This window comes from Pseudomonas agarici (genome assembly GCF_900109755.1).
In the GTDB taxonomy this organism is placed as follows: Bacteria; Pseudomonadota; Gammaproteobacteria; order Pseudomonadales; family Pseudomonadaceae; genus Aquipseudomonas; species Aquipseudomonas agarici.
This window is the reverse complement of the sequence record NZ_FOAR01000011.1, coordinates 38923-62999: the sequence shown is the minus strand read 5'-3', so window position 1 is coordinate 62999 and position 24077 is coordinate 38923. Positions and strand designations below refer to the sequence as shown.

The window sequence follows — 24077 nt, the reverse complement described above, 5'->3', positions numbered from 1 at the left end:
AATTGGCGTTGTGAAGGGGTGTCGTGAAGGGGTGTTGTCTCTGTAACCCGCATGAATACTGGGTTTCAGGTCTTTTACGAGCTTTGTACAAGATAATTGGCGTTGTGAAGGGGTGTCGTGAGTAGGTGTCGTCGCTGCCGCTCTATGGATACAGGGTCTCCACAGTTCGCAATGTCCATGGCGGCAGCGGGAGAACGACAGTAGATGACAACTGAGCATCAGAAGGTATCCGCCAGGTGCGCACAGTGACAACACATGGTGGGCAAATGACGACTCTCCGGGCCAGCGAAAGGGCGCGAGCAATGAATGTGTAGCAGATGACGACGATGAGTTGCATTAGAAATCCCGCTACTCAAATGGTTAGGCTGGCTGATCGGTTTTTTGCCGGGGGACCACTGTGGGAAATTGCACCTCACTTGACCAAGCGTTTGCATTCCACTTGACCACCTGTTTGCATCGGATTTGACCAGCCGTTTGCATTGGATTTGACCACCCAAAGCACGCAGTGGTGGAAAGCTAAAAAAGCGATGTGGGTGGCACCTTTTGAGGCTCGCCGTCAACGATGCACATCCATCCCCAGGTTCTGAGTGCTGACGTTTTGTGGAACTCTTTCACTAAGTCCCCCGCGATCTCGCCGACGTCGTCTCGCAAGGCAAACTGCGGACGCATCGCGTACATGACGTCCAATCCCATATCGCCGGCTAGAAGCTTGCACATCAATCTGGTGCGTAGCTTCCAAGGAAGGCTCTTTCCACGTCGTTCCGGATGATGGAAGACCATGGCGTTCAGATGAGCTGACGCGTGAATGTAGTCAGTGCTACTCATCCAAACCTCTAAATGGGCAGGTACACCAAGGGGCAACACATTGAAGACTAGCCAGTCGATCAAGACCACTGCGACCCCGCGTGCTTGTAGCTCCATGGCGAGCATCAAAAGCACTTTGTGCAACGAATCTGCTGCTTTGATAGCCAAGGCACGACGGCCCATCTGATCTGCTTCCATCACTATGGCTACCAGCGCCGCTAGGCTATCTAAACTCGCCCTGCGCTCAAGCTTTTCTAGCAGGTTTTGAGTGACCAATTCGCGCTGTAAATTGCCCCACGCCGTGTCGCTGGCGGTTCGGAACAACACCCCCTGTACTTCGGCATTCAACGTTCCAAAAAAATGGTCGAAATCGATTTCCTCTTGCTTGATGCTTAGCTTGAGCAGTGTCCATAACGGATGATTCAGATCGCGAGAAGATCCCGGTGCCTGAAGCTCTACCTTGGCCAAGGTCTTGGCCTTGGGCGATACCGTTTTTTGCTCGTACCTTGACCACTTGCTTCGGTAATGCCGAATCGTGCCATTGCTATTCCTTCGAAACGAATCCGCTTCGAAATGCAGCTCAAGCGCGTAGGCCGTTTTGAGACCTGTCCGCTGCCTCAGCCCCTCGAACCAATAGCCCACGGCGAGCATTTCCACAGTGTTACTGCGGGGGTTGGTATTTTCCGGTACTTGTTCGCGCACATTATCTGCGAAATCCGAATAAATTTTCGCAATTCGTTTGAAGTCAGTCACTTACAAATTTCCAGCTAATGTTTGTACCGTAAAAAATGTAGAAGCCTTACGGCTGGAGTGCAAGAACGTCGTTTATTACTATTAACTGTGACCAAACCGGACATTAAGTGCGATGCGCGAGCCTCTTGAAATCCACAACCTGGCATCCGAATTAGAGCTTGATCTCAAAGATCGATATGGCCTGATGGTGGGAGGCAGTGCGTTGTGGAGAGAGCTGGGATACGCCTCGTATGACGCGTTCCGAAAAGCCAAGCAGCGTGGAACTATCGAAGTGCCACTTTTTGAAGTGCCTAATCGTCGAGGCTTTTTCGCCCTGTCCAAAGAAGTCGCCTGCTGGATAGCCACGCATCGCTGCGCTAGACAGCAAGCCGTATAAATCAAACAAATAGGAGTTTCACAATGAGCCCAGGCTAGGAGTTAGCCGGTGGAATTGGGACACAAAAAAGCCCAGGGGTGGAGCCCTAGGCTTTTTTGATGGTGTTAGGTTTTGAGCCCTACGCACCACCATTCTGTGTTCCCTCCCGTTCGACGTCAAGTCGGCCACCTTCCGTTTGTCTGCAATATTCACACGGCGCGATTTGTGAGGCTTCGACACGCCTATCGCGAGGAGGACACATGAGGCTGCCAGTACAATCGCAGCGCGAGGTGCTGCGTCTCGCATGCGACGCCAGCTTGTCAAACAGATCAATCGGTCGCTTGGCCAAAGTTTCCCATAATACAGTTCGCACTATGCGCGATCAGTTGAAGTTGTGCGGACAAACCTGGGAACAGCTGCGACACCTGGACGATAAAGCGCTTGCGGAATGCCTACATACTCAGCGCAGGCCCACAGCGCAGAGAAAAGTGTACCCATCTTGGGTCGCCATTCACGAACAACTGAAACTGCCAGACATCACCCTTGAATTGCTTTGGCAAGAGTTTCGGGAAACGGAGCCAGATGGCCCCTCATACGCCCAATTTACAAGGGTTTATCGTGAGTGGCTGAATAAGCAAAAGCTAAGCATGAGGCAGATCCACCTTCCCGGCGACAAGTGCTTCGTGGACTTCTGCGGACGGACTATGCCTGTGACAAACCCGGACACAGGAGAAATTGCCCAGGCTCAGGTATTCGTGGCTACGCTAGGAGCTTCCGGCTACATATTCGCCACGGCAGTGGACAATCAGACGACGCCGAATTGGCTCAGGTGCAATGTTCTGGCGCTTGAGTATTTCGACGGGGTTCCACGCTTCATTGTCCCCGACAACTTGAAATCGGCGATCACAAAAAACACTCGGGATCAGGTCGTTCTGAACCGTGCATACTCCGAGCTTTCCGAGCACTACGGATTCAAGATATTTCCGGCCAGGCCTCGCAAACCGAAAGACAAATCGCTAGGTGAAATTGCTGTGCAAATCGTACAGCGGTTTGTGCTGGCAAGGCTGAGAACCAGGACATTCTTCTCGCTGGAAGAGCTAAACGAACAGATTGGATACTGGGTCGATCAGCTCAACAACCGGGTGACTCGAACGTACCCTAAGAGCAGGGCCACTCGGTATCTTGAACTCGACTACCCCGCGCTCGGCTCTCTCCCAGAACAGCGGTACAGCTACAGTCAGTGGGTCTACCAGATTCGCGTGGGCACTGACTACCACGTCGCATTTGAAGATCACAGCTACTCAGTCCCCTATCACTTTGCGAACCTGCTAGTTGATTTGCGCGTGCGCGACGATTGGCTGGACATCGTGTACCAGCGCCGCGTCATAGCCTCGCATAAGGTCAACAGACAACGAGGATTCAGCACTTTGAGCGAGCACTTGGCACCCAACCATAGTCGGTACCAAGACTCGCAACCAGACGCACTGATGGCCTGGGCTGAATCTATAGGCCAGGAGACGTTGCGGTACGTGAAAGACAATCTCGCTCTGCGCCGAGACTTTGCGACTGGCATGAAGGCAGTCATAGGCTTGAAGCAAGATGTACGCAAAGGGGACATCTCCGCCTCCCGGCTGGAATCAGCCTGTGCGTATGCTAATAACCTGAACATCCTCAGTTCAGAGCGCCTGCGGGCAATCATTCGTAACGAGTCCGATCTGCGGCCCAGCCCCCAACGATCCGCCCCTTTGGTCGAACACGCCAACATTCGTGGCGCCGAATATTACGCAACACAAGGAGATGAGCCGCTATGAAACCGGTATTCAACACTGTTCAGAATTTGGTGAGCCTTGGGCTGCACGGCATGGCCGTGGCTTACGAGCGTCAACTGGAAACCCCGGCATTATTGAAAGAGGCGTTCGACACAAGGCTCGGATTGATGGTTGACGCCGAAAACAGCGAACGAGAAAGCAGGAAGATTGCGCGTCTGTTGAAAGCTGCAAGGCTTCGTGAGAGCGAGGCCACGATGGACACGATTGAATTCAAATCATCCCGTGGCCTAGACCGGAATACCGTAATGGCTCTCGGGGAGTGCGACTGGTTGATACGGCGGCAGAACGTAATCATAACGGGGGCAACTGGCACCGGAAAGACTTGGCTGGCTTGTGCCCTGGCGAACCAAGCCTGCCGCTTTGGACGACCAACGCTGTATCGCACAGCAACCAAACTCTTTGAAGAAATCTCCCTGTCTTACGCGGATCACACCATGCCGAAACTACGACGGCAATTGATTCGCGCAGAGCTGCTGGTCATCGACGACTTGGGCATAGGCGGCATCGATGCTCAGCTCGGCCCGTTTCTGCTAGACGTAATTGATCAGCAGTCACAAAATGGTTCATTGCTGATCACTAGCCAGTATCCGAAAGAAAAATGGTATGACTTATTTTCCGACCCCACAATCGCGGACGCGATTCTCGACAGAATCGTTCACAAATCCCACTTCATCGAGTTGAAAGGTGACTCAATGCGTAGGGTGAAAAGCCGCCGACGCGCTTGAAGGACACTGTTCGCGCCTGGGCTGGTCAGGTCGAATGCAATTGGTCACGTCGAATGCAAACGGGTGGTCAAGTGCAATGCAATCTTCTGAATTCAGAGCACTTTTGGCGTGTTCCGTAAAGGCTCAATCATTTTGGGGTGCTTACGAGCCAACGCCACTGAAGCGACGCTGTCAGAAGGGATCGGGGCCACCCTCGACGCCGGTAAACGTGATCTCAGGAGGTACGCCTGTTCGCTGCCACCCGAATTGATAATGCAGCCACTGATACGCACCTTCTTGGCGGTCAGCTACGAGCAACAGCGTCCATCCGACCCGGAGCAGCAGATTGGCATTTTCTTCATTGCGGGTGCTGATCAGTTGAGTTGTCTTGTCGATGCTCATCAGATGGCCTTCAAGCTGGGATGATCTCGATACGATAGCTCAAGCAGCCACTCATCTCGACCATAGGGCGTTGGGGGTATCCACGCCCATGAATGAAGAGTCGGCAGTTCTCGTCTCAAAGTTGACAGCGGTCACAGATAGAAATCGGAGAATAGCGGGCACTCTTGCATGGGAAGTGTCGCTAACAGCATTCCTTTAAATCCTGCGCAACCTTATTTACGCCCGATCAGCGTCGCGAAAGCTTGGTGAGAATTCATGTAAGCCTCATCGCAGAAGGGCTACACTAACCGAGTTGTATCTTTATGTTACGAAGCAAGAAGTCGGTCAAAATCCGACGCGGTCGCGCCACTGTGATCGGCTCCACGCCGAAAGCCAGACCTTTCTTCGACCCTCCTCACCATTACCGGGACGCGAAATCCCAAGAGGTACTCATGGCTTATACCGCTACTACTGATACAGACATCTCCATCCCGACGATCCCTCTTGGCGAAGTGCTTCCGTGGGCGATCTTCGGTGGGCTGTTGCTGATGTTGGCAATCTACTTTGTCGGTGCCGAACAAGGTGCTACTGCGATTTTCTCCGGTGCCTACGTTCATGAGTTCGTGCACGACGGTCGTCATCTTCTGGGTTTCCCCTGCCACTGATTATTTGAGGTCTTTCACATGACTGGTCGTTTACTCGTCAGGGGCATGCTCGTCGGTCTGATTGCGGGCCTGCTGGCATTCGGGTTCGCCAAGGTGTTCGGTGAGCCGCAAGTGGACAAGGCGATTGCCTTCGAAGAAAGCATGGCGCACATGCACGGTGACGCCGACGAAGAGGAAGAACTGGTGAGCCGCGACATGCAAGGCAGCGTGGGGCTACTGACCGGCGTCGTCGTTTACAGCGTATCGCTGGGCGGCATTTTCTCGCTTGTATTCGCCTACGCGCTGGGCCGAATTGGTCGCATTGGCCCTCGTGGGCTCGCGGCGCTACTGGCACTGGCCGCGTTCGTGGTGGTGTTCCTGATCCCGGGCCTGAAATATCCACCGAACCCGCCATCCGTGGGTAACCCGGACACCATCGGGCTGCGCACCCAGCTGTTCTTCCTGATCATGTTGGTGTCGTTGATCGCTGCCGTGATTTCGGTCAATGTCGGACGCAAGCTGATGGCCCGAAACGGCACTTGGAGTGGCGCCATCAGTGGGGTCGCGCTTTATCTGGTGATCGTCTCGGTCGCCGCGTACCTGTTTCCGACCATCAATGAGGTGCCGGAGAACTTCTCTGCCGTACTGTTGTGGAAATTCCGTACAGCGTCGTTGGGCATTCAGGTCGTACTCTGGACGAGCCTGGGTCTGATTTTCGGCAAAGTGGCCGAGCATGCGCTTTACCCCTCCCTACAGGCTTCTCGCGTTTAAGCCAGCGGTCACGTCGGTAGCGGAGCGTTGATTATTCCGTTACCGACGTGGCGGCAGATCCTTTGTAACATCCAAGTCCCCGAACCTGCGCACGTAACGGCTCAAACCGTGCTATGTGTGGCGAGGTTGCGGTATTGCCCTTTGAAGTACAGCAACGGCTGTCCCGCAGTAGCTTGTTGCAGGTTCATCGCTTTCACTTCACCAATCACGATCACGTGATCACCTGCCACGTGCTCTGCGTGAATTTCGCAATCCAGCCAGTGCAAACTGCCAGCGATGATCGGATTACCCAGAGGCGATTCCTGCCAGTCCACCCCGAGCCATTTGTCCGTACCCCGCCGAGCGAACTGGTTGGAAATATCCACCTGCTCGCCCGACAGGATATTGACTGCGAATCGTCCTGCCCGGCGAATCCTGGGATAGCTCGCCGAACTGGACATGACGCTGAATGACACCAGTGGCGGACTCATCGACACGCTGTAGAACGACTGACAGGTGAAGCCAATCGGCTCGCCATCAACGTGCGATGAAATAACCGTAATACCCGATGCGTAGTGCCCGAGCGCTTCGCGAAAGCCCAAGGGCTCGATTGATTGACCAGGAAGTGACATCGCTCAACGCCCGTTCGAAAGTTCTCTGCGCACGATCTCTGCGCCGGCATTCAACGCGTTCAACTTGCCGCTGGCCACTCGACGAGGCAACGGCGCCATGCCGCAGTTGGTGCAGGGATAGAGTTTGTCCGCATCGACGAACTGGAGTGCCTTGCGCAGGGTATTGGCAACTTCTTCAGGCGTTTCAATAGCATGGTTAGCCACGTCGATTGCACCGACCATTACTTTCTTGCCGCGAATGAGTTCGATCAGATCAATCGGCACATGGGAGTTGTGACACTCCAGAGAGACGATATCGATGCTGGACTTTTGCAGCTTCGGAAACGCTTCTTCGTATTGTCGCCACTCCGAGCCCAGCGTCTTCTTCCAGTCGGTATTCGCCTTGATGCCGTAGCCGTAGCAGATGTGCACGGCGGTTTCGCATTTAAGTCCTTCAATGGCCCTTTCAAGGGTGGCAACACCCCAGTCATTGACCTCATCGAAAAACACGTTAAATGCAGGTTCATCGAACTGAATGATGTCGACTCCGGCAGCCTCCAGCTCTTTGGCCTCCTGGTTGAGGATCTTGGCGAATTCCCAAGCCAGTTTTTCACGGCTCTTGTAATGAGCGTCGTAAAGGGTGTCGATCATCGTCATCGGCCCTGGCAGAGCCCACTTGATAGGCTGCCCAGTTTGCTGACGCAGGAATTTTGCGTCTTCAACGAACACAGGCTTTTTCCGAGCAACGGCGCCCACCACTGTCGGCACGCTCGCGTCGTAACGATCACGAATCCTGACCGTTTCGCGCTTCTCGAAATCAACGCCGTCGAGGTGCTCAATGAAAGTCGTCACGAAATGCTGGCGAGTCTGCTCACCGTCACTGACGATATCGATGCCGGCCAGCTGTTGTTCATGCAGAGAAAGGCGCAACGCGTCTTGCTTACCCTCGACCAGCTCATCGTCCTGCAGTTTCCAGGGTGACCAAAGTGTCTCGGGTTGGGCCAGCCAGGAAGGTTTGGGCAAGCTACCAGCCGTCGACGTGGGCAACAGTTTTTTCATGGGGGATAACCTTAATGTTCTAAATAATCAGAAAGCGCAGCTAACGGACCATTGCTCAAGCACGGCTTGATAGGGCTTGATGAATTGTTCTTCGGCAAACTTGCCTTGCTCGACTGCCAGCCGACTACGCTCTTCTCGGTCATACACGATGCGAGTCAGCGAGTAATCCTGGTTCTTCAGACTAGGCTGATAGGATTTTCCAGCCGCCGAATTCGCGTTGTAGATCTCAGGCCGGTAGATTTTCTGGAAGGTGTCCATGGTGCTGATGGTGCCAATCAGTTCCAGATTGGTGTAGTCACCCAGCAGATCACCCGAGAAGTAAAAGGCCAATGGTGCGGCGCTGTTGGGCGGCATGAAGTAACGAACCTGCAAGCCCATCTTCTTAAAATACTCGTCGGTCAACGAGTACGCGTCCTGCTCGTACTCAAAGCCCAGCACAGGATGCTGGTTCTCGGTTCGATGGTAGGTTCTGGTGCTCGACACACTGAGGCAGATCACAGGCGGCTTGGCAAAATGCTCTTTGTAGGCACTTGAATTGACGAACGACTTGAACAGCTTGCCGTGCAAATCGCCAAAATCTTCTGGCGTGCTGAAACCGGCCTGGTTCTTGTTGTGCTCCAGCAAGCGCACGCTGAAATCGTAGTCCCGCACGTAGGACGAGAAGTTGTTGCCCACGATGCCGTTGATACGCTCGCCGGTTTTTTGATCAACAATCGTCGTTTTCAGCACCTCAATCAGCGGTATGGTGTGGTCTCGACTTTCAGCATCGATATTCATTTCAGCGGAAATGATATCCAACTTGACCGTGTAACGATCCCCCTTAGGGTTATCCCAATGCGCCAGAGCGTTGAAGCGGTTATCAATCATCTTGAGCGTGTTGCGCAAATTCTCCTCACGGCTCGCACCTCTGGCCAGATTGGCGAAGTTGGTCGTGATCCGAGTATTGTCGGAAGGAGTGTAATGCTCATCAAAGCTGATGCTGTTGATGGAAAAAGTGAATTCTTTGTTCATCGTGCCTGACACCCTGTTCGTCGCGCCAGACCTGAATTTGCTGATTGCCTTTCAGATGTGGCCATCGTTCCGTTTTCTCACGCCACAGCCTTTAAATCGCCGGTCGTGAAGAGCTGGGCGCATTTTATGCGGGGTGCCTGTATGAATAAAAACGAATTGATTTCAATAAAATATTAGGAACGCTCATGATTGCGCAGCGGAGCGGCGCCAAGGGGATTGTGGAATCTCAGTCTGGGGTTACCGCTGCGTTTGCCGAGAGGAATCGCTGTAATCCCTCTTTTCGATAACCTTGAAAAATATCGCTGCGTACCAGAATGTCCTGGGCTCGTACGTAAAAGTATTCGTGCTCGGCAATGGTGACCCGGCCATACCTGCGTGCAACCTTGTAGCGGGTTCGCCTGACTGATTCGATGACCGGAGGCGCTATCGACTGCTTCTGCGGCATCGAGCCGTTACTTTCCTGGCTCAGTGCCTGCCGTGAGTTCGACGTCAATCGGATGTCCCTCTGGTCTGGCTAGCGTCAGCTTCAAACCACCGTGGCCAGGAGCTGCTGTGACGGCTGCCCTGTTCAACGCAAGGAATCAGTCGATCCGTGAGAATCTGAATTTGGCGAACCGATTTGGCAGTCCGGTACTTCACGCTGTGGATGCACTCGCGATCCCCAAACTCGCACCTGTTGAGGTGAGTGCCGCCGCAGGGGCCATTGGACAAGCCTTTCGGGCATGTCTCAGGGCAGATATACAGCGTGTCCTCTAGTCGACACTGCCCACAAGTGTCGCAGCCTACCAACGGGCGTTTTAGGCTCCGCTCCAACTGGCGCAGTAAAGACGCCCCTCTGTATGACGACCATACCGGGCGGCGGACGGCCCACCCCAAAGCCTTGCCGAGCAATTTGGTGCGGCTGAACAGACTCGAATGAAAGCCCGCCAACACGTGATAGCGCAGCGTTTCTTTCGACGTCGCCTTTACGCTGGACTCACCCAGATACCAGCTTGCTCCAGGCGGATTGAATGTGACTGCCAACTGGCCTGGCGGCTGCCAGCTGTCCGCCCAGGCTGCTGACCAGTGTTCCAGCGAGCCGATGTTCTTCTCCCAAATGGCAATTCTCTGCTCCAGAGCCTCAAGCTCTTGCGCGGTATGGATGCCAGACAGATGAATTCCCGCATACCCCATCAATCGCAAGCCAACGATCTGGAGGGCCAGGCGATCCGTGCAGCGTGACCGAGCATGCTCCTTGGAAACAGCTGCTTCAGCCGCAAGTACACCAAGCATTGGAGGGCTGACCACGATGCCTGGCACACTTTTCAGCAAGGATGCGCGCTTCTCGGTTAGCCCCATCACGCAAGCCAGCAGAGGCTTGGCCGTTTTCTGCCTGGTCATCCAAGTAATCGCCTCGATATGCTTCTTGGCATCGAAACCCAACTGGAGTGTGAGAAAATCTGCACCGGCAGCAAGCTTCTTATGCGCTTTGAGATACTGGGCGCAGCCTTCCTCTTCTCGATATTTAAATGGATTGAGTGCAGCCCCCAACAGCCAGTCCGGGCGAGCCGCGCGTGCGATTTGCAAGGCAGGCACCGACTCCAGATAACGCACCGGGTGCTGGCCGGGCTGATGACCTGGCAACCGGTCGCCACTGATGAGCAAGAGCTGATTTACACCCAGGCGATCCATTCTGTCCAACTCAGACAACAGGTCGGAACGCTCACGGTCTTTGCCAGAAAAGTGGATGAGTGCTGGAGTTGGCCCCTTGAGGGCAGCGCATGCATCTACGGGAGCAATATCGAATTTGCCACCGACGCGATCTGCGACAGCAGGAACGAGCGGCCATTCGTGAAGGCGCGATTGCTCCATCAGCGCTTCAAAAGCGGTAAAGCGCTCCGACGAAGGTTTGGGCACATACTCAACGACGCACGTAAACACGCCATCTAGCAGCGCCTTTTTCAACACACTCATTTTTTATCCGTATCGACGGGATCTGAACACTCAGCCGGGCATCCTCATCGCTTCCAACCACAAAATAAAGTGAGGAGTTTTCCTCATGCCTATGAGTACGGTTTCTCGAAGATCACGACTGAGCTGAACTGTCTTCGTCCTCATCCCCGTAATACTTCACGCCGATCCGGATGATGTCTCGCCCCTGATCCTTGCGATGGTGATTTGTGTCTCGCAACGAGTAGATGCAGCCGCAGTACTCTTGCTGATAGAAACGCTCGCGCTTGCTGATCTCGATCATTCGTGTCGAGCCACCACCCTTGCGCCAGTTGTAGTCCCAGTAGGTGACACCGGGGTATTTCTGCGCGCTGCGAATGCCGCTGTCCGTGATCTGCTTCATGTCTTTCCAGCGGGAAATACCCAGCGAGCTGCTGATCGTGCTGAAGCCGTGCTCGAAAGCATAAAGCGCCGTCCGTTCGAAGCGCATATCGAAGCACATGGTGCAGCGCACACCGCGTTCCGGTTCATGCTCCATGCCCTTGGCACGCGCAAACCAGTTATCGGTGTCGTAGTCGGCATCGACAAACGGCACGTTATGGTCTTCGGCAAAACGGATGTTTTCATCCTTGCGCAGCAGGTATTCGCGCTCAGGGTGAATGTTCGGGTTGTAGAAAAAGATCGTGTAGTCGATCCCCGACGCCGTGATCGCCTCCATCACCTCTCCCGAGCATGGCGCGCAGCAGGAGTGCAGGAGCAGTTTGTCGGCGCCGTTGGGCAGGGTGAGCAGGGGGCGCTTTACTGCTGTCATCGCGAACGTCCCTCGCTTATCTCCGCGCCAGCTATGCGTCCAATGTGGGGAAATTCGAAGGTTTGGGCCAAAGCCATCAGTGTGTTTCCAATCCGTTTATCTAGTAGACCAATTGTCGGCGCTTGATCTATGGTGAGACAAACTAATTTTATTACTCACAAACTCAAATTTTATTCATAGTCATGATCGATATTCGTCATCTTAAAACCGTACAAGCCATGCGGGACACCAGCAGTCTGGTGGAAACGGCTGAGCGTCTGAACCTGACCCAGTCAGCCATTTCCCACCAGCTCAAAGAGCTGGAAGAACGGATGGGGATGACGCTTTTTACTCGTAAATCAAAGCCGATGCGCTTCACCAGCGCAGGCCTGAGATTGCTGAGATTGGCCGACGAAGTGCTGCCATTGCTGCGCGAAGCCGAGCGTGATTTCAGCCGGTTAGCAGGTGGTTCGGCTGGGCGGTTGCATCTCGCGATCGAGTGCCACAGCTGCTTCCAGTGGCTGATGCCAGCCATTGACGCTTTCAGGACATCATGGCCGGAGGTCGAGATGGATCTGGCATCCGGATTCTCGTTCGCACCGCTACCTGCCTTGGCCCGTGGAGATCTGGATTTAGTCGTGACGTCCGATCCGATCAACCTGAACGGGATCACCTATGTGCCGCTGTTCACCTATGAAGCATTGCTGGCTGTGGACAATCACCATCCGTTGGTGGAGAAGAGCGTCATCGAGCCAAAAGACTTGAAGCCACTCACGCTGATCACCTATCCAATCGAACGAGACAGGCTCGATATCTTCACCCGTTTTCTTGATCCCGCCGATATAGAACCGCTCAACGTTCGAACTTCCGAGATGACGGTGATGATGATGCAATTGGTGGCTTCCGGCAGAGGCGTTTGCTGCCTGCCCAACTGGGCGCTTCACGAATACACCTCGCGCGGATATGTCACTGCCCGGCGCCTGGGTAACAAGGGGTTGTTTCCCACGCTTTTCGCGGCAGTGCGCTCAGACATGCTGGCTACGCCTTATATGAGCGATTTTCTGCTGACTGCGAAAGACACGTCCTTCTCAACGCTCGCGGGGATCAGTGCGGTTCGGGAATAGTGGGATACAACCAAGGCTGGAAACAAAAGGGTATCTGGGGCATGGCCTGGATACGCTGATGCATCGGGGTTTCTCATCATTCAGGTGTCAGCAATGGGTCGATTTCTGCGGGTCAAGGCATACGCGTGCGCTGGTCAAATAGGATGCAAACAACTGGTCAAGTCGAGTGCAAATGGGTGGTCAAATCCATGCAATTACGCACACTGCATAGACTGCTAAAACCCCGTTTCGAGAACACATTGCAGCAGACATATCGTTGCTGGCTAACGTTCGAGTGCGGCCTTAGCACCTTTGAGTATTCGGAGCGGAGTGAAAATAGGCCGTCGGTTCTGTGACAGGGCGCCAGCTCTAAGGGGTAAACTTGCGTTTTTGCCCGTACTCCAAGGAGTTATTGCGTGAACACGGAAAATCATTCCCAGACGGCCGCGTTTCTATGGTCCATTGCCGATCTGCTGCGCGGTGACTTCAAACAATCGCAATACGGTCGCATCATCCTGCCATTCACCCTGTTACGGCGCATGGAGTGCGTGCTCGCACCGACCAAGGGTGAGGTGATCAAACAAACCTTCGCTCAGGAAGGCCGTCCGGACCAAGTGCGTGAGATGATTCTGCTGCGCGCTGCCGGCCAGCAGTTCTTCAACGGCTCGCCGCTGACCCTTGGCACGCTGTCAGACACCCAAACCGCCGCCGACCTGATGAGCTACGTGCAGGCCTTCAGCAAAGACGCCCGCGAGATCTTCGAACACTTCCACTTTGAAGACTTCGTCCAGCAACTGGAAACCGCCAACCTGCTGTACCAGGTGGTGCAGCGCTTCGCCGCCACGGATCTTAGCCCCGAGTTCATCAGCAACTTCGGCATGGGTATCATCTTCGAAGAGCTGATCCGCAAGTTCGCGGAAAGCTCCAACGAAACCGCCGGGGAGCACTTCACCCCGCGCGATATCGTGCACCTCACCACCTCGCTGGTGATCACCGATCAGGACCACAAGCTCGCGCCCAACAGCATCGTCACCATCTATGACCCAACCGCCGGCACCGGCGGTTTTCTGTCTGAGGGTGATGAGTACATCCAGTCCATCAGCGAGAAGGTCAGCGTGTCGCTGCACGGCCAGGAGCTCAACCCCGAGTCCTACGCCATCTGCAAGGCGGACATGCTGATCAAGGGCCAGGACGTGGCCAGCATTAAGCTCGGCAACACCCTATCCAACGACCAGCTTGCCGATAAGCGCTTCGACTTTATGCTCAGCAACCCGCCCTTCGGCGTGGAATGGAAGAAGGTGCAAAAGCAGATCACCGACGAGCACACGGTGAAGGGCTTCGACGGCCGCTTCGGCCCTGGCCTTCCACGGGTGTCCGACGGTTCGTTGCTGTTCCTCCTGCACCTGGTCAGCAAGATGCGTGACCCGCGCGACGGTGGCTCGCGCATCGGCATCATCCTCAACGGCTCGCCGCTGTTTACCGGCGGCGCGGGTTCGGGTGAGTCGGAGATTCGCCGCTACCTGCTGCAGAACGATCTGGTCGAAGCCATCGTCGCGCTGCCCACCGACATGTTCTACAACACCGGCATCGCCACCTATGTGTGGATACTCAGCAACCACAAGGCCGCTGCGCGAGAGGGCAAGGTGCAGTTGATCGACGGCAGCCAGCACTACGCCAAAATGCGCAAGTCGCTGGGCAGCAAGCGGCAGTACATTACCGAGGATCAAATCAGCGAGCTGGTGCGCCTGTATGGCAGCTTTGAGCAAACCGCACAGAGCAAGATCTTCCCCATCGACGCCTTCGGCTACCGCCGTATCACCGTCGAGCGCCCGCTGCGCCTGAACTTCCAAACCAGTGCCGAGCGCATCGCTAAGGTGCTGGAAGAGAAAGCCCTGCAAAAACTCGACAGCGCCGTCCAGCAGCATCTGCTGGCCGCCCTGCAAACGATGGACGCCAGCGTGCTGCACCGCAACCGCGAGCAGTTCAGCACGCTGCTGAAAAAAGCCCTCACCGCTCATAGCGTCAGCCTCAGCACGCTGGAGCTAAAAGCCCTGATGAGCGCCCTGAGCGAGCGCGACTCCGAGGCGGATATCTGCATGACCAAGGGCCAGCCGGAAGTCGATGCCGGCCTGCGCGATAACGAGAACGTGCCGCTGGGCGAGTCGGTTTACGACTACTTCCAGCGTGAAGTCATCCCCCATGTGCCGGATGCCTGGATCGACGAGAACAAGACCGATGCGCAGGACGGCGAGGTCGGTATCGTCGGCTTCGAAATTCCCTTTAACCGCCACTTTTATGTCTTCAATCCGCCGCGTGCGCTGGCTGAAATTGACAAAGATTTGAAAGCCTGCACCGACCGTATCAAGCAGATGATTGAGGGGCTGTCGGCATGAGCTTTCCTAGTTACCCGGCATACAAGGATTCTGGCGTAGAGTGGCTGGGCGAGGTGCCGCAGAATTGGTCGGTTCACTCACTTAAACGCACGGTGTATGGGTGCGTAAACGGCTTGTGGGGTGATGAGCCCGATGGCGAGAATGATATTGCAGTCATCAGAGTTGCCGACTTCGAGCGATCTTTTTCGACTGTTGGGCTCGATAAGCTGACCTACAGAAGTATCACACATAAAGAAAGACAATCGCGACTTATCAAATCAGGTGATTTGCTGATCGAGAAATCTGGGGGCGGAGAAAAAACGCTGGTCGGCTGTGTTGTTTTGTTCACGCATGAGTTTGATGCAATTACTTCAAATTTCGTGGCGAGAATGCGACCGCTATCGGAGTTCGATAGCCAGTTTCTTTGTTATGCCTTCGGCAATCTTTACCATGGCCGGGTTAACTACCCTTCGGTGAAGCAGGTTACTGGTATCCAAAATCTTGATGCTGAGTCCTACTTGCAGGAGCGGTTTTGCTTTCCTTCGCGAATCGAACAATCTCAAATCGCCCGTTTCCTCGACCACGAAACCGCCCGCATCGACGCGCTGATTGAAGAGCAGCAGCGCCTGATCAAACTGCTCAAGGAAAAGCGCCAGGCCGTGATTTCCCACGCAGTCACCAAAGGCCTCGTCCCCACGGTGCCGATGAAAGACTCCGGGGTGGAGTGGCTAGGCGAGTTGCCGGCGCATTGGGAATTAACCGCCGTGAAATATGTGGTTCAGGACATGAGTCAAGGATGGAGTCCTCAGTGCGACAATTATCCGGCTGAGGATGGTGAGTGGGGTGTATTAAAAGTTGGGTGTGTAAATGGTGGAATGTTCAATCCTGCTGAAAATAAGCGCCTACCAGATGAGCTTGAGCCAGATGCGGGATTAGCCATCAAGCAGGGCGACTTATTGATATCAAGAGCAAATACCCGAGAGCTTGTTGGCAGTGCTGCTGTTGCAGTCAGCGATTATCCATGGCTAATGCTGTGCGACAAACTCTATCGATTGCGTTTAAACGCTGAGAGAGTTGCTCCTGAGTTCTTGGCTCTATACCTCGGATCAAGTGCTCCTAGGAGTCAGATTGAATTGGCTGCAAGTGGTGCAAGTGACTCGATGCAAAATATCTCGCAGTCCGTCGTGATGGATATGTCTCTTACCTTGCCGCCACTTAGCGAGCAGAAGATCATATTGCAATGCCTAGGCGACACGCTGAAGATTTCTGATGAGTTGGTTGCCGAAGTCACCAATCAACGTTGCCTGCTCCAAGAACGCCGCTCCGCCCTAATCTCCGCCGCCGTCACCGGCAAAATCGACGTGCGCGGTTGGCAGCCACCGGCCAGCGCGCCAACTCCCGAATTAGTACAAGAGGCCATGTAATGGCGGACAGCAAGGAAGCGCAGTTTCAACAAGACATTATCGGCGCCCTGGCCGCCCAAGGCTGGCTAGTCGGCACCACCAGCGGCTACGACCGGCGCACTGCGCTGTATACCGAAGATGTGCTGGGCTACTTCAAGGACGCCTGGCCGGAGCGTTGGGACAAGTTCGCCAAGGCCAACCCGAATGATCCAGACGGCGTGCTGGTGCAAAAACTGGTGCGCGAGCTGGAACAGAGCGGCACCCTGGATGTGCTGCGCCATGGCTTTAAGCTGCCGGCGGTAAAGGTGGAGCTGTGCAGCTTCCAGCCCGACCACGGCATGAACCCGGACACCCTCAAGCGCTACCAGTGCAACCGCCTGCGCGTGGTGCCGGAGGTGTCCTACTCGCCGCATGCGCGTGAGGCTGGCAGCGGCGGGCAGAGCTACAACCCACGGCTGGATCTGGTGCTGTTCGTCAACGGCATCCCCACTGCCACGCTGGAGCTGAAAAGCGAGTTCAAACAGTCGGTGGAAAACGCCAAGCGCCAGTACCGTTACGACCGCCCTGTAAAAGACCCAATTACCCGTAAGCCCGAGCCGCTGCTGACCTTTAAGCGCGGCGCGCTGGTGCACTTTGCCGTCGGCCAGAACGAGGTGGCGATGACCACCAAGTTGGCGGGTAAAGACACCTTCTTCCTGCCATTCAACCTCGGCAGCGCAGAAGGCGGCGCGGGCAACCCGCTGCCAGAGGATGACAGCCAATACGCCACCAGTTACCTGTGGCAACGCCTGATGCAGCCGGATGCCTGGCTCAAGGTGCTGGGGCGCTTTCTGCACCTGGACAAGAAAACCAGCGAAGGCTTCGACGGCACGCCGGTAACCAAGGAAACGACGATCTTCCCGCGTTACCACCAGTGGGAAGTGGTCAACCAGCTGATCAACACCACCCGCGCCGAAGGGCCGGGCAAGCGTTATTTGATCCAGCACAGCGCCGGCTCGGGCAAGTCCAACTCCATCGCCTGGACGGCGCATCAGTTGGCCTCGCTTTACGACGATGCCGGCCAACGGCTGTTCAACTCGGTGATTGTGATTACCGACCGCACAGTGCTGGATAAGCAGTTGCAGGACACCATCTACCAGTTCGAGCACGCCCAAGGCGTGGTCAAGCAGATCAACCGTGAAACCAGCAGCCAGAGCAAATCCGAGCAGCTGGCCGAAGCGCTGGCCGAGCAGACGCGCATCATCATCGTCACCATCCAGACCTTCCCCGCGCTGTTCGATGCCCTGGACAAGTACCCCAAGCTGGCCAGCGGACGCTATGCGGTAATCGCCGACGAGGCGCATTCCTCGCAAACCGGTTCATCGGCCAGCAAGCTGAAACAGATCCTTGGCAGCGATGCCCTGGAAGGGGAAGAAGTCAGCGCCGAAGAGCTACTGGAAGCCGCCGTGCAGGCGCGCCAACCGAACGAACGCATCAGTTACTACGCCTTTACCGCCACGCCCAAGGCCAAGACCCTGGAGCTGTTCGGTCGCCCGGCCGACCCAACGCTTCCGGCCAGCTCCAGCAACAAGCCCGAGGCATTTCACCTGTACTCCATGCGCCAGGCCATCGAGGAGGGTTTTATCCTCGACGTGCTGCGCAACTACACCACCTACAGCACCGCCTGGAAGATCGCCCACCCGGATGGCGAAGACGACGAGGTGGACAGCAAGAAGGCGCGCATCAAACTGGCCCGTTGGGTGCGTTTGCACCCGTACAACATCAGCCAGAAGGTCGAGGTGATCGTCGAGCACTTCCGCGCCAATATCCGTGGCCTGCTGAATGGCCAGGCCAAGGCCATGGTGGTGACCAGCAGCCGTCAGGAGGCGGTGCGCTACCAATTGGCATTGAAAGCCTATGTGCAGCAGATGGGCTACAACGATGTGCACCCGCTGGTGGCCTTCTCCGGCAGCGTGTTGCCGGATGGGGTGATCCCCGAAGAGGTGACGGAAAGCAGCAGCCTACTCAACGCTGGCCTGAATGGCCGCGACCTGGCGCAGGCGTTCGACACCCAGGACTTCAACGTGATGATCGCCGCCAACAAGTACCAAACCGGCTTCGATCAGCCCAAGTTGTGCGCCATGTACGTGGACAAAAAACTGCAGGGCGTGGACTGCGTGCAGACCCTGTCGCGGCTGAACCGCACCTTCGGTGACAGCAAGCAAACCTTCATCCTCGACTTCTTCAATGAGCCGCAGGACATCCTCGACGCCTTCTTGCCGTACTACACCAAGGCCGAGCTGACCGACGTGACCGACCCGCAGATCATCTATGACCTGCAGAAGAAGCTGGATGCCGAGGGCATCTATCACTGGCAGGAGGTCGAGGCGTTCGCCATGGCCTTCTTCGACCCCAAGGCGGCCGCCAGCAAGCTCAGCTACTACTGCACGCCGGCCAAGGAGCGCTTTGCCAAGCGTTATGCCTTCTCCGTTGAGTCGCGCCAGCAGGCGCTAGACTTCAAACGCACCGCCGAGGCCAATGGCGACAGCGCCGGCCTGAAAAAGGCCGAGCACGCACTGAAAGAGGCCGGCGAGCAGGTGGACCAGCTCGACCTGTTCCGCAAGAACCTGCAGAGCTTTGTGCGCCTGTATGAGTTCCTCTCGCAAATCGTGCCTTATGAGGACCGCGAGCTGGAGCAGCTGTGCGTGTATGCCAAGCACCTGCACCCGCTGCTGCGCGTGGATCGCCTGCAACAAGACGACGTGGACGTGGGCGAGCTGCAACTGAGCCACTACCGCCTGAGCAAGCGAGCCGAACACCAGCTGCGGCTGAGTGAGGGGGAAGGCGAATACAAGCTAAAGCCGGGTAGCGATGTGGGCAGCGGTAAGCCGCATGACCCGGAGAAGAAGCGCCTGTCGGAAATCATCGACGCGCTGAACGATATCTTCGGTGCCGAGGTGAGCGATGACGACCAACTGCAGTTCCTCACCGGTATCGCCCAGCGCATCAGCCGTCAGGAAGATGTGATGGCTCAGGTGAACAGCCACTCGGCGGAGCAAGTAATGCACGGCCTGTTCCCCAAGCGTGTGCTGGATACCGTGTTGGACGCCATGACCGACCACGAGAAGCTGTCGCTGGAAGTGCTGGATAACGAGACCAAGAGCCGGGCGTTTGCGCTGGTGATTTTGAAGATGCTGAAGACGGCTGCGGGGCTCGATGAGAATGGCTTGCGCGGCGGCCTACAAGGTTAGGGAGTGACGATGGCAATTCCGGATTTTCAAAGTGTGATGCGGCCGGTGCTTGCCACCGTACAGAACGGTGCGCCGCTGCCGCTCAATGAGTTGCGCGAGCGGATGGCCGATCAGTTCCAGCTGACCGAGGATGAGCGCAAGGAGCGCCTGCCCTCCGGCCATCAGACGGTGATCAACAACCGTGTGGGTTGGGCGCGTACCTACCTGAACAAGGCCGGACTGCTGTGCATTCCCGCCAAGGGCATGGTGCAGATCACTGCGCGTGGCCGGGACGCTTTGGTCAGTGGCCCCGAGCGCATCACTGTGAGCTGGCTGAAGCAGTTTCCCGAGTTCGCGGACTTCCATACCGCCAAGCCTCAAGTAGCTGATTTACCTGCTGCGCTGGACATTGAGATTTCCGAGACCACGCCGGATGAGCAGTTGGCCGAAGCGCATCAGGCATTAGTGCAGTCACTGGCAGACGAGCTGCTGGCGCAAGTGCGGGCAGCGACACCTAGCTTCTTTGAACAGCTGGTGGTCGATCTGATGATCGCCATGGGCTACGGCGGTTCGCGCAAGGAAGCCGGCAAGGCGACTCAAGCGACCAATGATGGCGGTATCGACGGCATCATCAAAGAAGACAAGCTCGGTCTTGACGTGATCTACCTGCAAGCCAAGCGCTGGACCAACACGGTGCATCGCCCGGAGATCGACAAGTTCATCGGAGCCTTAACCCGCCAGCGAGCGCGAAAGGGCGTGTTTATCACCACTTCGGACTTTTCCGATGGTGCCCGTACTGCAGCGCTGGGGCTGGATATCAAGGTGGTGCTGATCGACGGTGTTGGGCTGGCGCGTCTGATGGTGGAGAACAACCTGGGGGTGAGCGTTAAGCAGGTGTACGAGGTGAAGCAGCTCGACAGCGACTACTTCGCAGAGGATTGAGTCACAACCCAGGAAGCCGGCTCACCCAAGTAAGTATGAACTCGGAGATTACTGTTGTTGTGGCAGTTTTTATCCCTGCCAGGGGTAAGGGCGACCTACGAAACCTACAGAACTAGGTTTCGTAGGTTTTGTAGGTCGTCCTATCGGTCTTTTTAGTGAACAGGTTGGGTTGAGCTACGTTTTTCGCCACACATAGCGAATCGATGGGCGTCCACCTTTTTCTCCGGCCACCTCGTAGCCAACGATGAAGTCATGTTCAGCTAGAACGGTGAGCGCATTATTTACCGCGTCCTGCGTGCCTAATCCTGTCCAATCCTTCTGGCGCACCTCTCGGGCAGTAAATGGCTCGGGCAATTTCTGCTGGCGCTCCAGAATCAGTAGCGCAGCGATTAGTGGTGCGTTGATTGCCGCTCCGTACAGCCGCTGGGCGTGGCTCATCAGGTAGTTCGCCCAGTTTATGGCGCGGTCAGTGGACTCAGCGCCCACGGCTTCCCGTCCGCCTTCAATCAGCTCAAATAGGAGGGCCAAGCCTGCAATGGTTTTCGGCATTTTCAGGTAATGGGATTGCAATGCGGGGTGAAGATGATCGCTCCGGCTTGCTTGCATGTGGGAGGTATACCAGGCGATAAACTTCTCCTGGGCTTCTGGAGTAAATCTGAGGGCAGAGTGAGGCTCATCAGGTATCTGGTCGAGCTGTTCGATAACCTCCGAGATGCGCTCAGCGGCGATTTTGTTCGGCCAACGGTCGATATAACGCCACTCTCGAACATCGTCGGGATATACCGCCAGCTGCAGGCGCTGAATCAGGCCGTCATCCAGTTCGCCGCTGACGGCAGCGTTTACAAGGGACGCAATTCGTGAGGGTTGAATCCCACCGATCAACGATAAACAACATGACTTGATATAAATGGTTCCTCGGCCGATACGGTCATAGGTGAATGAGCCGTTGCCGTCGAAACATTCCAAATAAAATGCTCGCGCAACCGAACCGTCTTCGCTCTGCATCGTTGCCAGCCAGCCCCCCAGCTCGTCACGCTCAACTACTAGGCCGTTTGGATTCTCGTTGAGCAGCTCGCCGAGTTTTTCGACCGTTGCATCGTTGACGATGTAGCGCCGCTGAATTGGGGGCGGGTTCTCGCTTGAGTGACGTTTCAGTTCTTCCTGAGCTGCATTCTCGTCACCCCCACTGTAAAGCTTTCTGGCTTTTACCCTGGCTGCATTGCGCTTCATGTCGTAAAGCTCGCTAGCGGCCTTGTGCTCGGCTTGAGCTTGGCTATAGCGTTCTCGCGCTTTGGCATCCAAGGCGCGCAATGGAAGCAGGGCCTGTTTGAGTGCCGGCGTTTTCATCGCAGATGGTCGCCCGATGATGACGCCCCACTGGTTTGGAACGACCATCCAGTCATCCTTCTGTTTCGGGTAGACGCTGAATTTGCGCCCAACTACTGTGCTGACTGCCACGATAAGCGCGACCCCAACAAAATCAGGTGGGCACTGGGTACGCTCAGCAACATCCCGCACGTACTCCTGAAGAGCAGTAGGCAATAGTTCATCAAACCAGGGCATGACCCTGGCCAACCCGCTCGGTAGTGGCTTTGGCGCAATGTTAGGGTTCATGTATGCGGCAAATGCCGGCGCGGGCATCTCTGCTAAGAACGAAGGTATCTGCTCGTGTGTAGTCATTGGTCTTCTCGCCCGGCGAGATCCAGAGCGATACCATCACGCTCGCTGATCTTGCTCTCCAGCCAGGCTTCCACCTCTGCGACAACGAAGTAAACCCCAGCCTGTTTGCTCGAGCCAAATTTGATGGGGCGAGGGAAGCTGGCATCGGTTTCGCGTAGCTTTTCTAGTCCGGAGCGGCTCTTGTCAAAGCAGTGCTGAAGAGAGGTGTGACTGATCAGGTATTTCTTGGGGGAATGTGTCGACATGTGTGGGGCTCTGTGTGTAAGTCGACTCCTATTAAATATCCTGTCCGGTCAGTTGGGGGGCGATTTCAAACCAAAAAAGCGCCGGAAAACGTTCTGTCGATTGTTGAAGTAAAGGCGACAGCCGCGGATGGGCTTTGCGGTTAGACAGGCTGTCATAAGCTGGCATAACCCAGCCGAAACAGCCCTGAAAGGCACAGAAAAGTCACTGTAGTTATTAGGTAACTACCTGATTTATAACGGTAATTTTTTTTGTTGGGGGGGCCGTATCCAGCCCTTGTATTTCGCGGCTTCACGCTACGACGTCCTGCCGCAGTCTTCGTCGTCTCTGCCGTGCCCTTGCTGGCTTGAGTCATTGCGCGGCTGGACGATCCGCAACCGGGTGGAGATGGACCTGCACAACGACGGCAAGCCAGACTGGCGGGGCGGGGCTAGGCCGGTGTGTGCCTGAAGCCAGATGCTGGAACAAGAGCGTTCCGAACCACGCGTACTTGAGTGGTGCGAGGCCAATTCCTGCGAAAGAGCTCACCCGAGCGCGGATTGCCGCTGACCATGTGATCGACAGCACGGCCCCGGACCCAACCGGCGGTGCCACACACTATTACGCGACGACGATGCCGAAGCCGCCGACCTGGGCAAAAGGCGCCAAGCAAACGCTGAAAGTCGGGCACCACATCTTTTTTAAGGATGTGCCGTAACGGGGCCCTCTTCATCTGCCCTGAAAACTAACGACGCCGTGTATCCCGTGAAGCAGTAGGCGCATTTCAGTTTTGATCCTTCCTCCAAGCGCGATATGAATACTTCCAAATCCTTGCCGCATTTACCACAAGGGGCCATTATTTTCGATCCGAGCTTTATCATGCCGTCTTCTATCAAGATGCGGTGTTCGTTTTTGCATTGATCGTTCTGACATAGAATGGATTTGTTGTTTTTCACATAGTGAGAGGTGTAGAGGATTGGCTTTCCGCACGCTTCACATTCAAAATTTTCATAAGGAATCCCATAGATTATGAGATTTCCAGTAGTAAGTCGTTCGAGAGCCAAGAAAATTTCATTGAGTTTAGGTTTATTTATTTTGTAGTCTTTGGCTTTGGTGGGTTGTGATAAATGAAGAAAACTGCCCAATGTATTGTAATAGCTCGTCAGTAATGAATTCTTTATGTTGGGCGAGTTAATCACTAAAGGCTCAGTACCGTTAGCGTTGGAAATTGTTAGGCGTAAATCCATGTCCGCATATTGATCGAACATGGACAGCATTTTCATAGCTTTGTTTGGCTCCCATTTTTCAATTATGGTTTTTGGAAGACTGTCCACCCCGTTTAGAAGTCGTTCGTAAACATGAGCTTCTAATAAAAATCTCAATTCTAGACTGGCATATCGAAGTTGCTGGGATTCTTCTTCTTCCAAGAGTTTACGGGCATTGTCCAAGTGGAAAGTTTTGTCATAGGTCCTTTTGTCCATACAGCCTCCATACCTTGCATTGATAGTCATACCGCTGGCTGAGAC

Annotated in this window: 20 protein-coding genes, 1 pseudogene and 1 riboswitch; of the genes and pseudogenes, 11 read left to right on the top strand and 10 right to left on the bottom strand. The window is 55.3% G+C overall.

The window, feature by feature from the left end:
- Positions 1 to 516: 516 nt before the first annotated feature.
- The gene (locus tag BMX68_RS26380) at positions 517 to 1557 is read right to left on the bottom strand and encodes a hypothetical protein (RefSeq protein WP_017133138.1); all 1041 of its coding nucleotides are present in this window, start codon (positions 1555 to 1557) and stop codon (positions 517 to 519) included.
- A 112-nt stretch (positions 1558 to 1669) separates the two neighbouring features.
- Here BMX68_RS26380 and BMX68_RS12270 point away from each other — a divergent pair, with 112 nt between their 5' ends.
- From BMX68_RS12270 to istB, 3 genes are all read left to right on the top strand, one after another.
- Positions 1670 to 1933 (top strand): hypothetical protein, encoded by a 264-nt coding sequence (locus BMX68_RS12270; RefSeq protein WP_017133137.1) that lies wholly within the window; start codon positions 1670 to 1672, stop codon positions 1931 to 1933.
- Between the two features lie 239 nt (positions 1934 to 2172).
- Positions 2173 to 3723, top strand: a complete 1551-nt coding sequence (gene istA / locus BMX68_RS12265; RefSeq protein WP_017133136.1) for an IS21 family transposase — start codon at positions 2173 to 2175, stop codon at positions 3721 to 3723.
- Positions 3720 to 4466 carry an IS21-like element helper ATPase IstB gene (gene istB / locus BMX68_RS12260; RefSeq protein WP_017133135.1) on the top strand — a complete coding sequence of 249 codons (747 nt, stop codon included), beginning with the start codon at positions 3720 to 3722 and terminating at the stop codon, positions 4464 to 4466. Before istA ends, istB begins: the two co-directional genes overlap by 4 nt.
- 171 nt (positions 4467 to 4637) lie before the next feature.
- Here istB and BMX68_RS25470 read toward each other — a convergent pair whose 3' ends face one another.
- The gene (locus tag BMX68_RS25470; RefSeq protein ID WP_143013305.1) at positions 4638 to 4847 is read right to left on the bottom strand and encodes a hypothetical protein; all 210 of its coding nucleotides are present in this window, start codon (positions 4845 to 4847) and stop codon (positions 4638 to 4640) included.
- 290 nt (positions 4848 to 5137) lie between these two features.
- Positions 5138 to 5277, top strand: a riboswitch (adenosylcobalamin (AdoCbl) riboswitch).
- Between the two features lies 1 nt (position 5278).
- Between BMX68_RS25470 and BMX68_RS12255 the strand changes: the two genes are divergently transcribed.
- On the top strand, positions 5279 to 5491 hold the full coding sequence (locus BMX68_RS12255) for a CbtB domain-containing protein (protein ID WP_017133133.1): 213 nt from the start codon (positions 5279 to 5281) through the stop codon (positions 5489 to 5491).
- An 18-nt stretch (positions 5492 to 5509) separates the two neighbouring features.
- Entirely contained in the window at positions 5510 to 6241 is a 732-nt protein-coding gene (locus BMX68_RS12250) for a CbtA family protein (protein WP_074862223.1), read from the top strand.
- Between the two features lie 101 nt (positions 6242 to 6342).
- Here BMX68_RS12250 and BMX68_RS12245 read toward each other — a convergent pair whose 3' ends face one another.
- The 5 genes from BMX68_RS12245 to BMX68_RS12220 all read right to left on the bottom strand — a co-directional run bounded on the left by BMX68_RS12245 (position 6343) and on the right by BMX68_RS12220 (position 11641).
- The gene (locus tag BMX68_RS12245; RefSeq protein WP_026013302.1) at positions 6343 to 6852 is read right to left on the bottom strand and encodes a flavin reductase family protein; all 510 of its coding nucleotides are present in this window, start codon (positions 6850 to 6852) and stop codon (positions 6343 to 6345) included.
- Between the two features lie 3 nt (positions 6853 to 6855).
- On the bottom strand, positions 6856 to 7890 hold the full coding sequence (locus BMX68_RS12240) for a methionine synthase (protein WP_017133130.1): 1035 nt from the start codon (positions 7888 to 7890) through the stop codon (positions 6856 to 6858).
- A gap of 27 nt (positions 7891 to 7917) precedes the next feature.
- A complete protein-coding gene (locus tag BMX68_RS12235) occupies positions 7918 to 8901 on the bottom strand; it encodes a DUF1852 domain-containing protein (protein ID WP_017133129.1) in 984 nt (327 codons plus the stop codon).
- Between the two features lie 489 nt (positions 8902 to 9390).
- On the bottom strand, positions 9391 to 10854 hold the full coding sequence (locus BMX68_RS12225; RefSeq protein WP_017133127.1) for a methylenetetrahydrofolate reductase C-terminal domain-containing protein: 1464 nt from the start codon (positions 10852 to 10854) through the stop codon (positions 9391 to 9393).
- Positions 10855 to 10966: 112 nt separating this feature from the next.
- Positions 10967 to 11641 (bottom strand): epoxyqueuosine reductase QueH, encoded by a 675-nt coding sequence (locus BMX68_RS12220; protein ID WP_026013301.1) that lies wholly within the window; start codon positions 11639 to 11641, stop codon positions 10967 to 10969.
- 182 nt (positions 11642 to 11823) lie between these two features.
- Between BMX68_RS12220 and BMX68_RS12215 the strand changes: the two genes are divergently transcribed.
- The 5 genes from BMX68_RS12215 to BMX68_RS12195 all read left to right on the top strand — a co-directional run bounded on the left by BMX68_RS12215 (position 11824) and on the right by BMX68_RS12195 (position 20649).
- On the top strand, positions 11824 to 12744 hold the full coding sequence (locus BMX68_RS12215; protein WP_026013300.1) for a LysR substrate-binding domain-containing protein: 921 nt from the start codon (positions 11824 to 11826) through the stop codon (positions 12742 to 12744).
- A 395-nt stretch (positions 12745 to 13139) separates the two neighbouring features.
- Positions 13140 to 15116, top strand: a complete 1977-nt coding sequence (locus BMX68_RS12210; RefSeq protein WP_074862221.1) for a type I restriction-modification system subunit M — start codon at positions 13140 to 13142, stop codon at positions 15114 to 15116.
- Positions 15113 to 16519, top strand: a complete 1407-nt coding sequence (locus BMX68_RS12205) for a restriction endonuclease subunit S (RefSeq protein ID WP_017133124.1) — start codon at positions 15113 to 15115, stop codon at positions 16517 to 16519. The genes BMX68_RS12210 and BMX68_RS12205 overlap by 4 nt, the downstream gene beginning before the upstream one ends.
- Complete coding sequence (locus BMX68_RS12200; RefSeq protein ID WP_017133123.1) at positions 16519 to 19728, top strand: type I restriction endonuclease subunit R; 3210 nt, start codon at positions 16519 to 16521, stop codon at positions 19726 to 19728. Before BMX68_RS12205 ends, BMX68_RS12200 begins: the two co-directional genes overlap by 1 nt.
- A 9-nt stretch (positions 19729 to 19737) precedes the next feature.
- Positions 19738 to 20649 (top strand): restriction endonuclease, encoded by a 912-nt coding sequence (locus BMX68_RS12195; protein ID WP_017133122.1) that lies wholly within the window; start codon positions 19738 to 19740, stop codon positions 20647 to 20649.
- A gap of 174 nt (positions 20650 to 20823) precedes the next feature.
- Here BMX68_RS12195 and BMX68_RS12190 read toward each other — a convergent pair whose 3' ends face one another.
- Both BMX68_RS12190 and BMX68_RS12185 read right to left on the bottom strand, forming a co-directional pair.
- Positions 20824 to 22329 carry a YfjI family protein gene (locus tag BMX68_RS12190; RefSeq protein ID WP_017133121.1) on the bottom strand — a complete coding sequence of 502 codons (1506 nt, stop codon included), beginning with the start codon at positions 22327 to 22329 and terminating at the stop codon, positions 20824 to 20826.
- Positions 22326 to 22574 carry a helix-turn-helix transcriptional regulator gene (locus tag BMX68_RS12185; protein ID WP_017133120.1) on the bottom strand — a complete coding sequence of 83 codons (249 nt, stop codon included), beginning with the start codon at positions 22572 to 22574 and terminating at the stop codon, positions 22326 to 22328. Before BMX68_RS12185 ends, BMX68_RS12190 begins: the two co-directional genes overlap by 4 nt.
- Before the next feature lie 361 nt (positions 22575 to 22935).
- Here BMX68_RS12185 and BMX68_RS12180 point away from each other — a divergent pair.
- Positions 22936 to 23269 (top strand): annotated as a pseudogene (locus BMX68_RS12180) (cell wall hydrolase); the annotation flags it as partial.
- Here BMX68_RS12180 and BMX68_RS12175 read toward each other — a convergent pair.
- Positions 23253 to 24032, bottom strand: a complete 780-nt coding sequence (locus BMX68_RS12175) for a hypothetical protein (protein WP_074862217.1) — start codon at positions 24030 to 24032, stop codon at positions 23253 to 23255. The pseudogene BMX68_RS12180 and the gene BMX68_RS12175 overlap by 17 nt on opposite strands.
- Between the last annotated feature and the right edge of the window lie 45 nt (positions 24033 to 24077).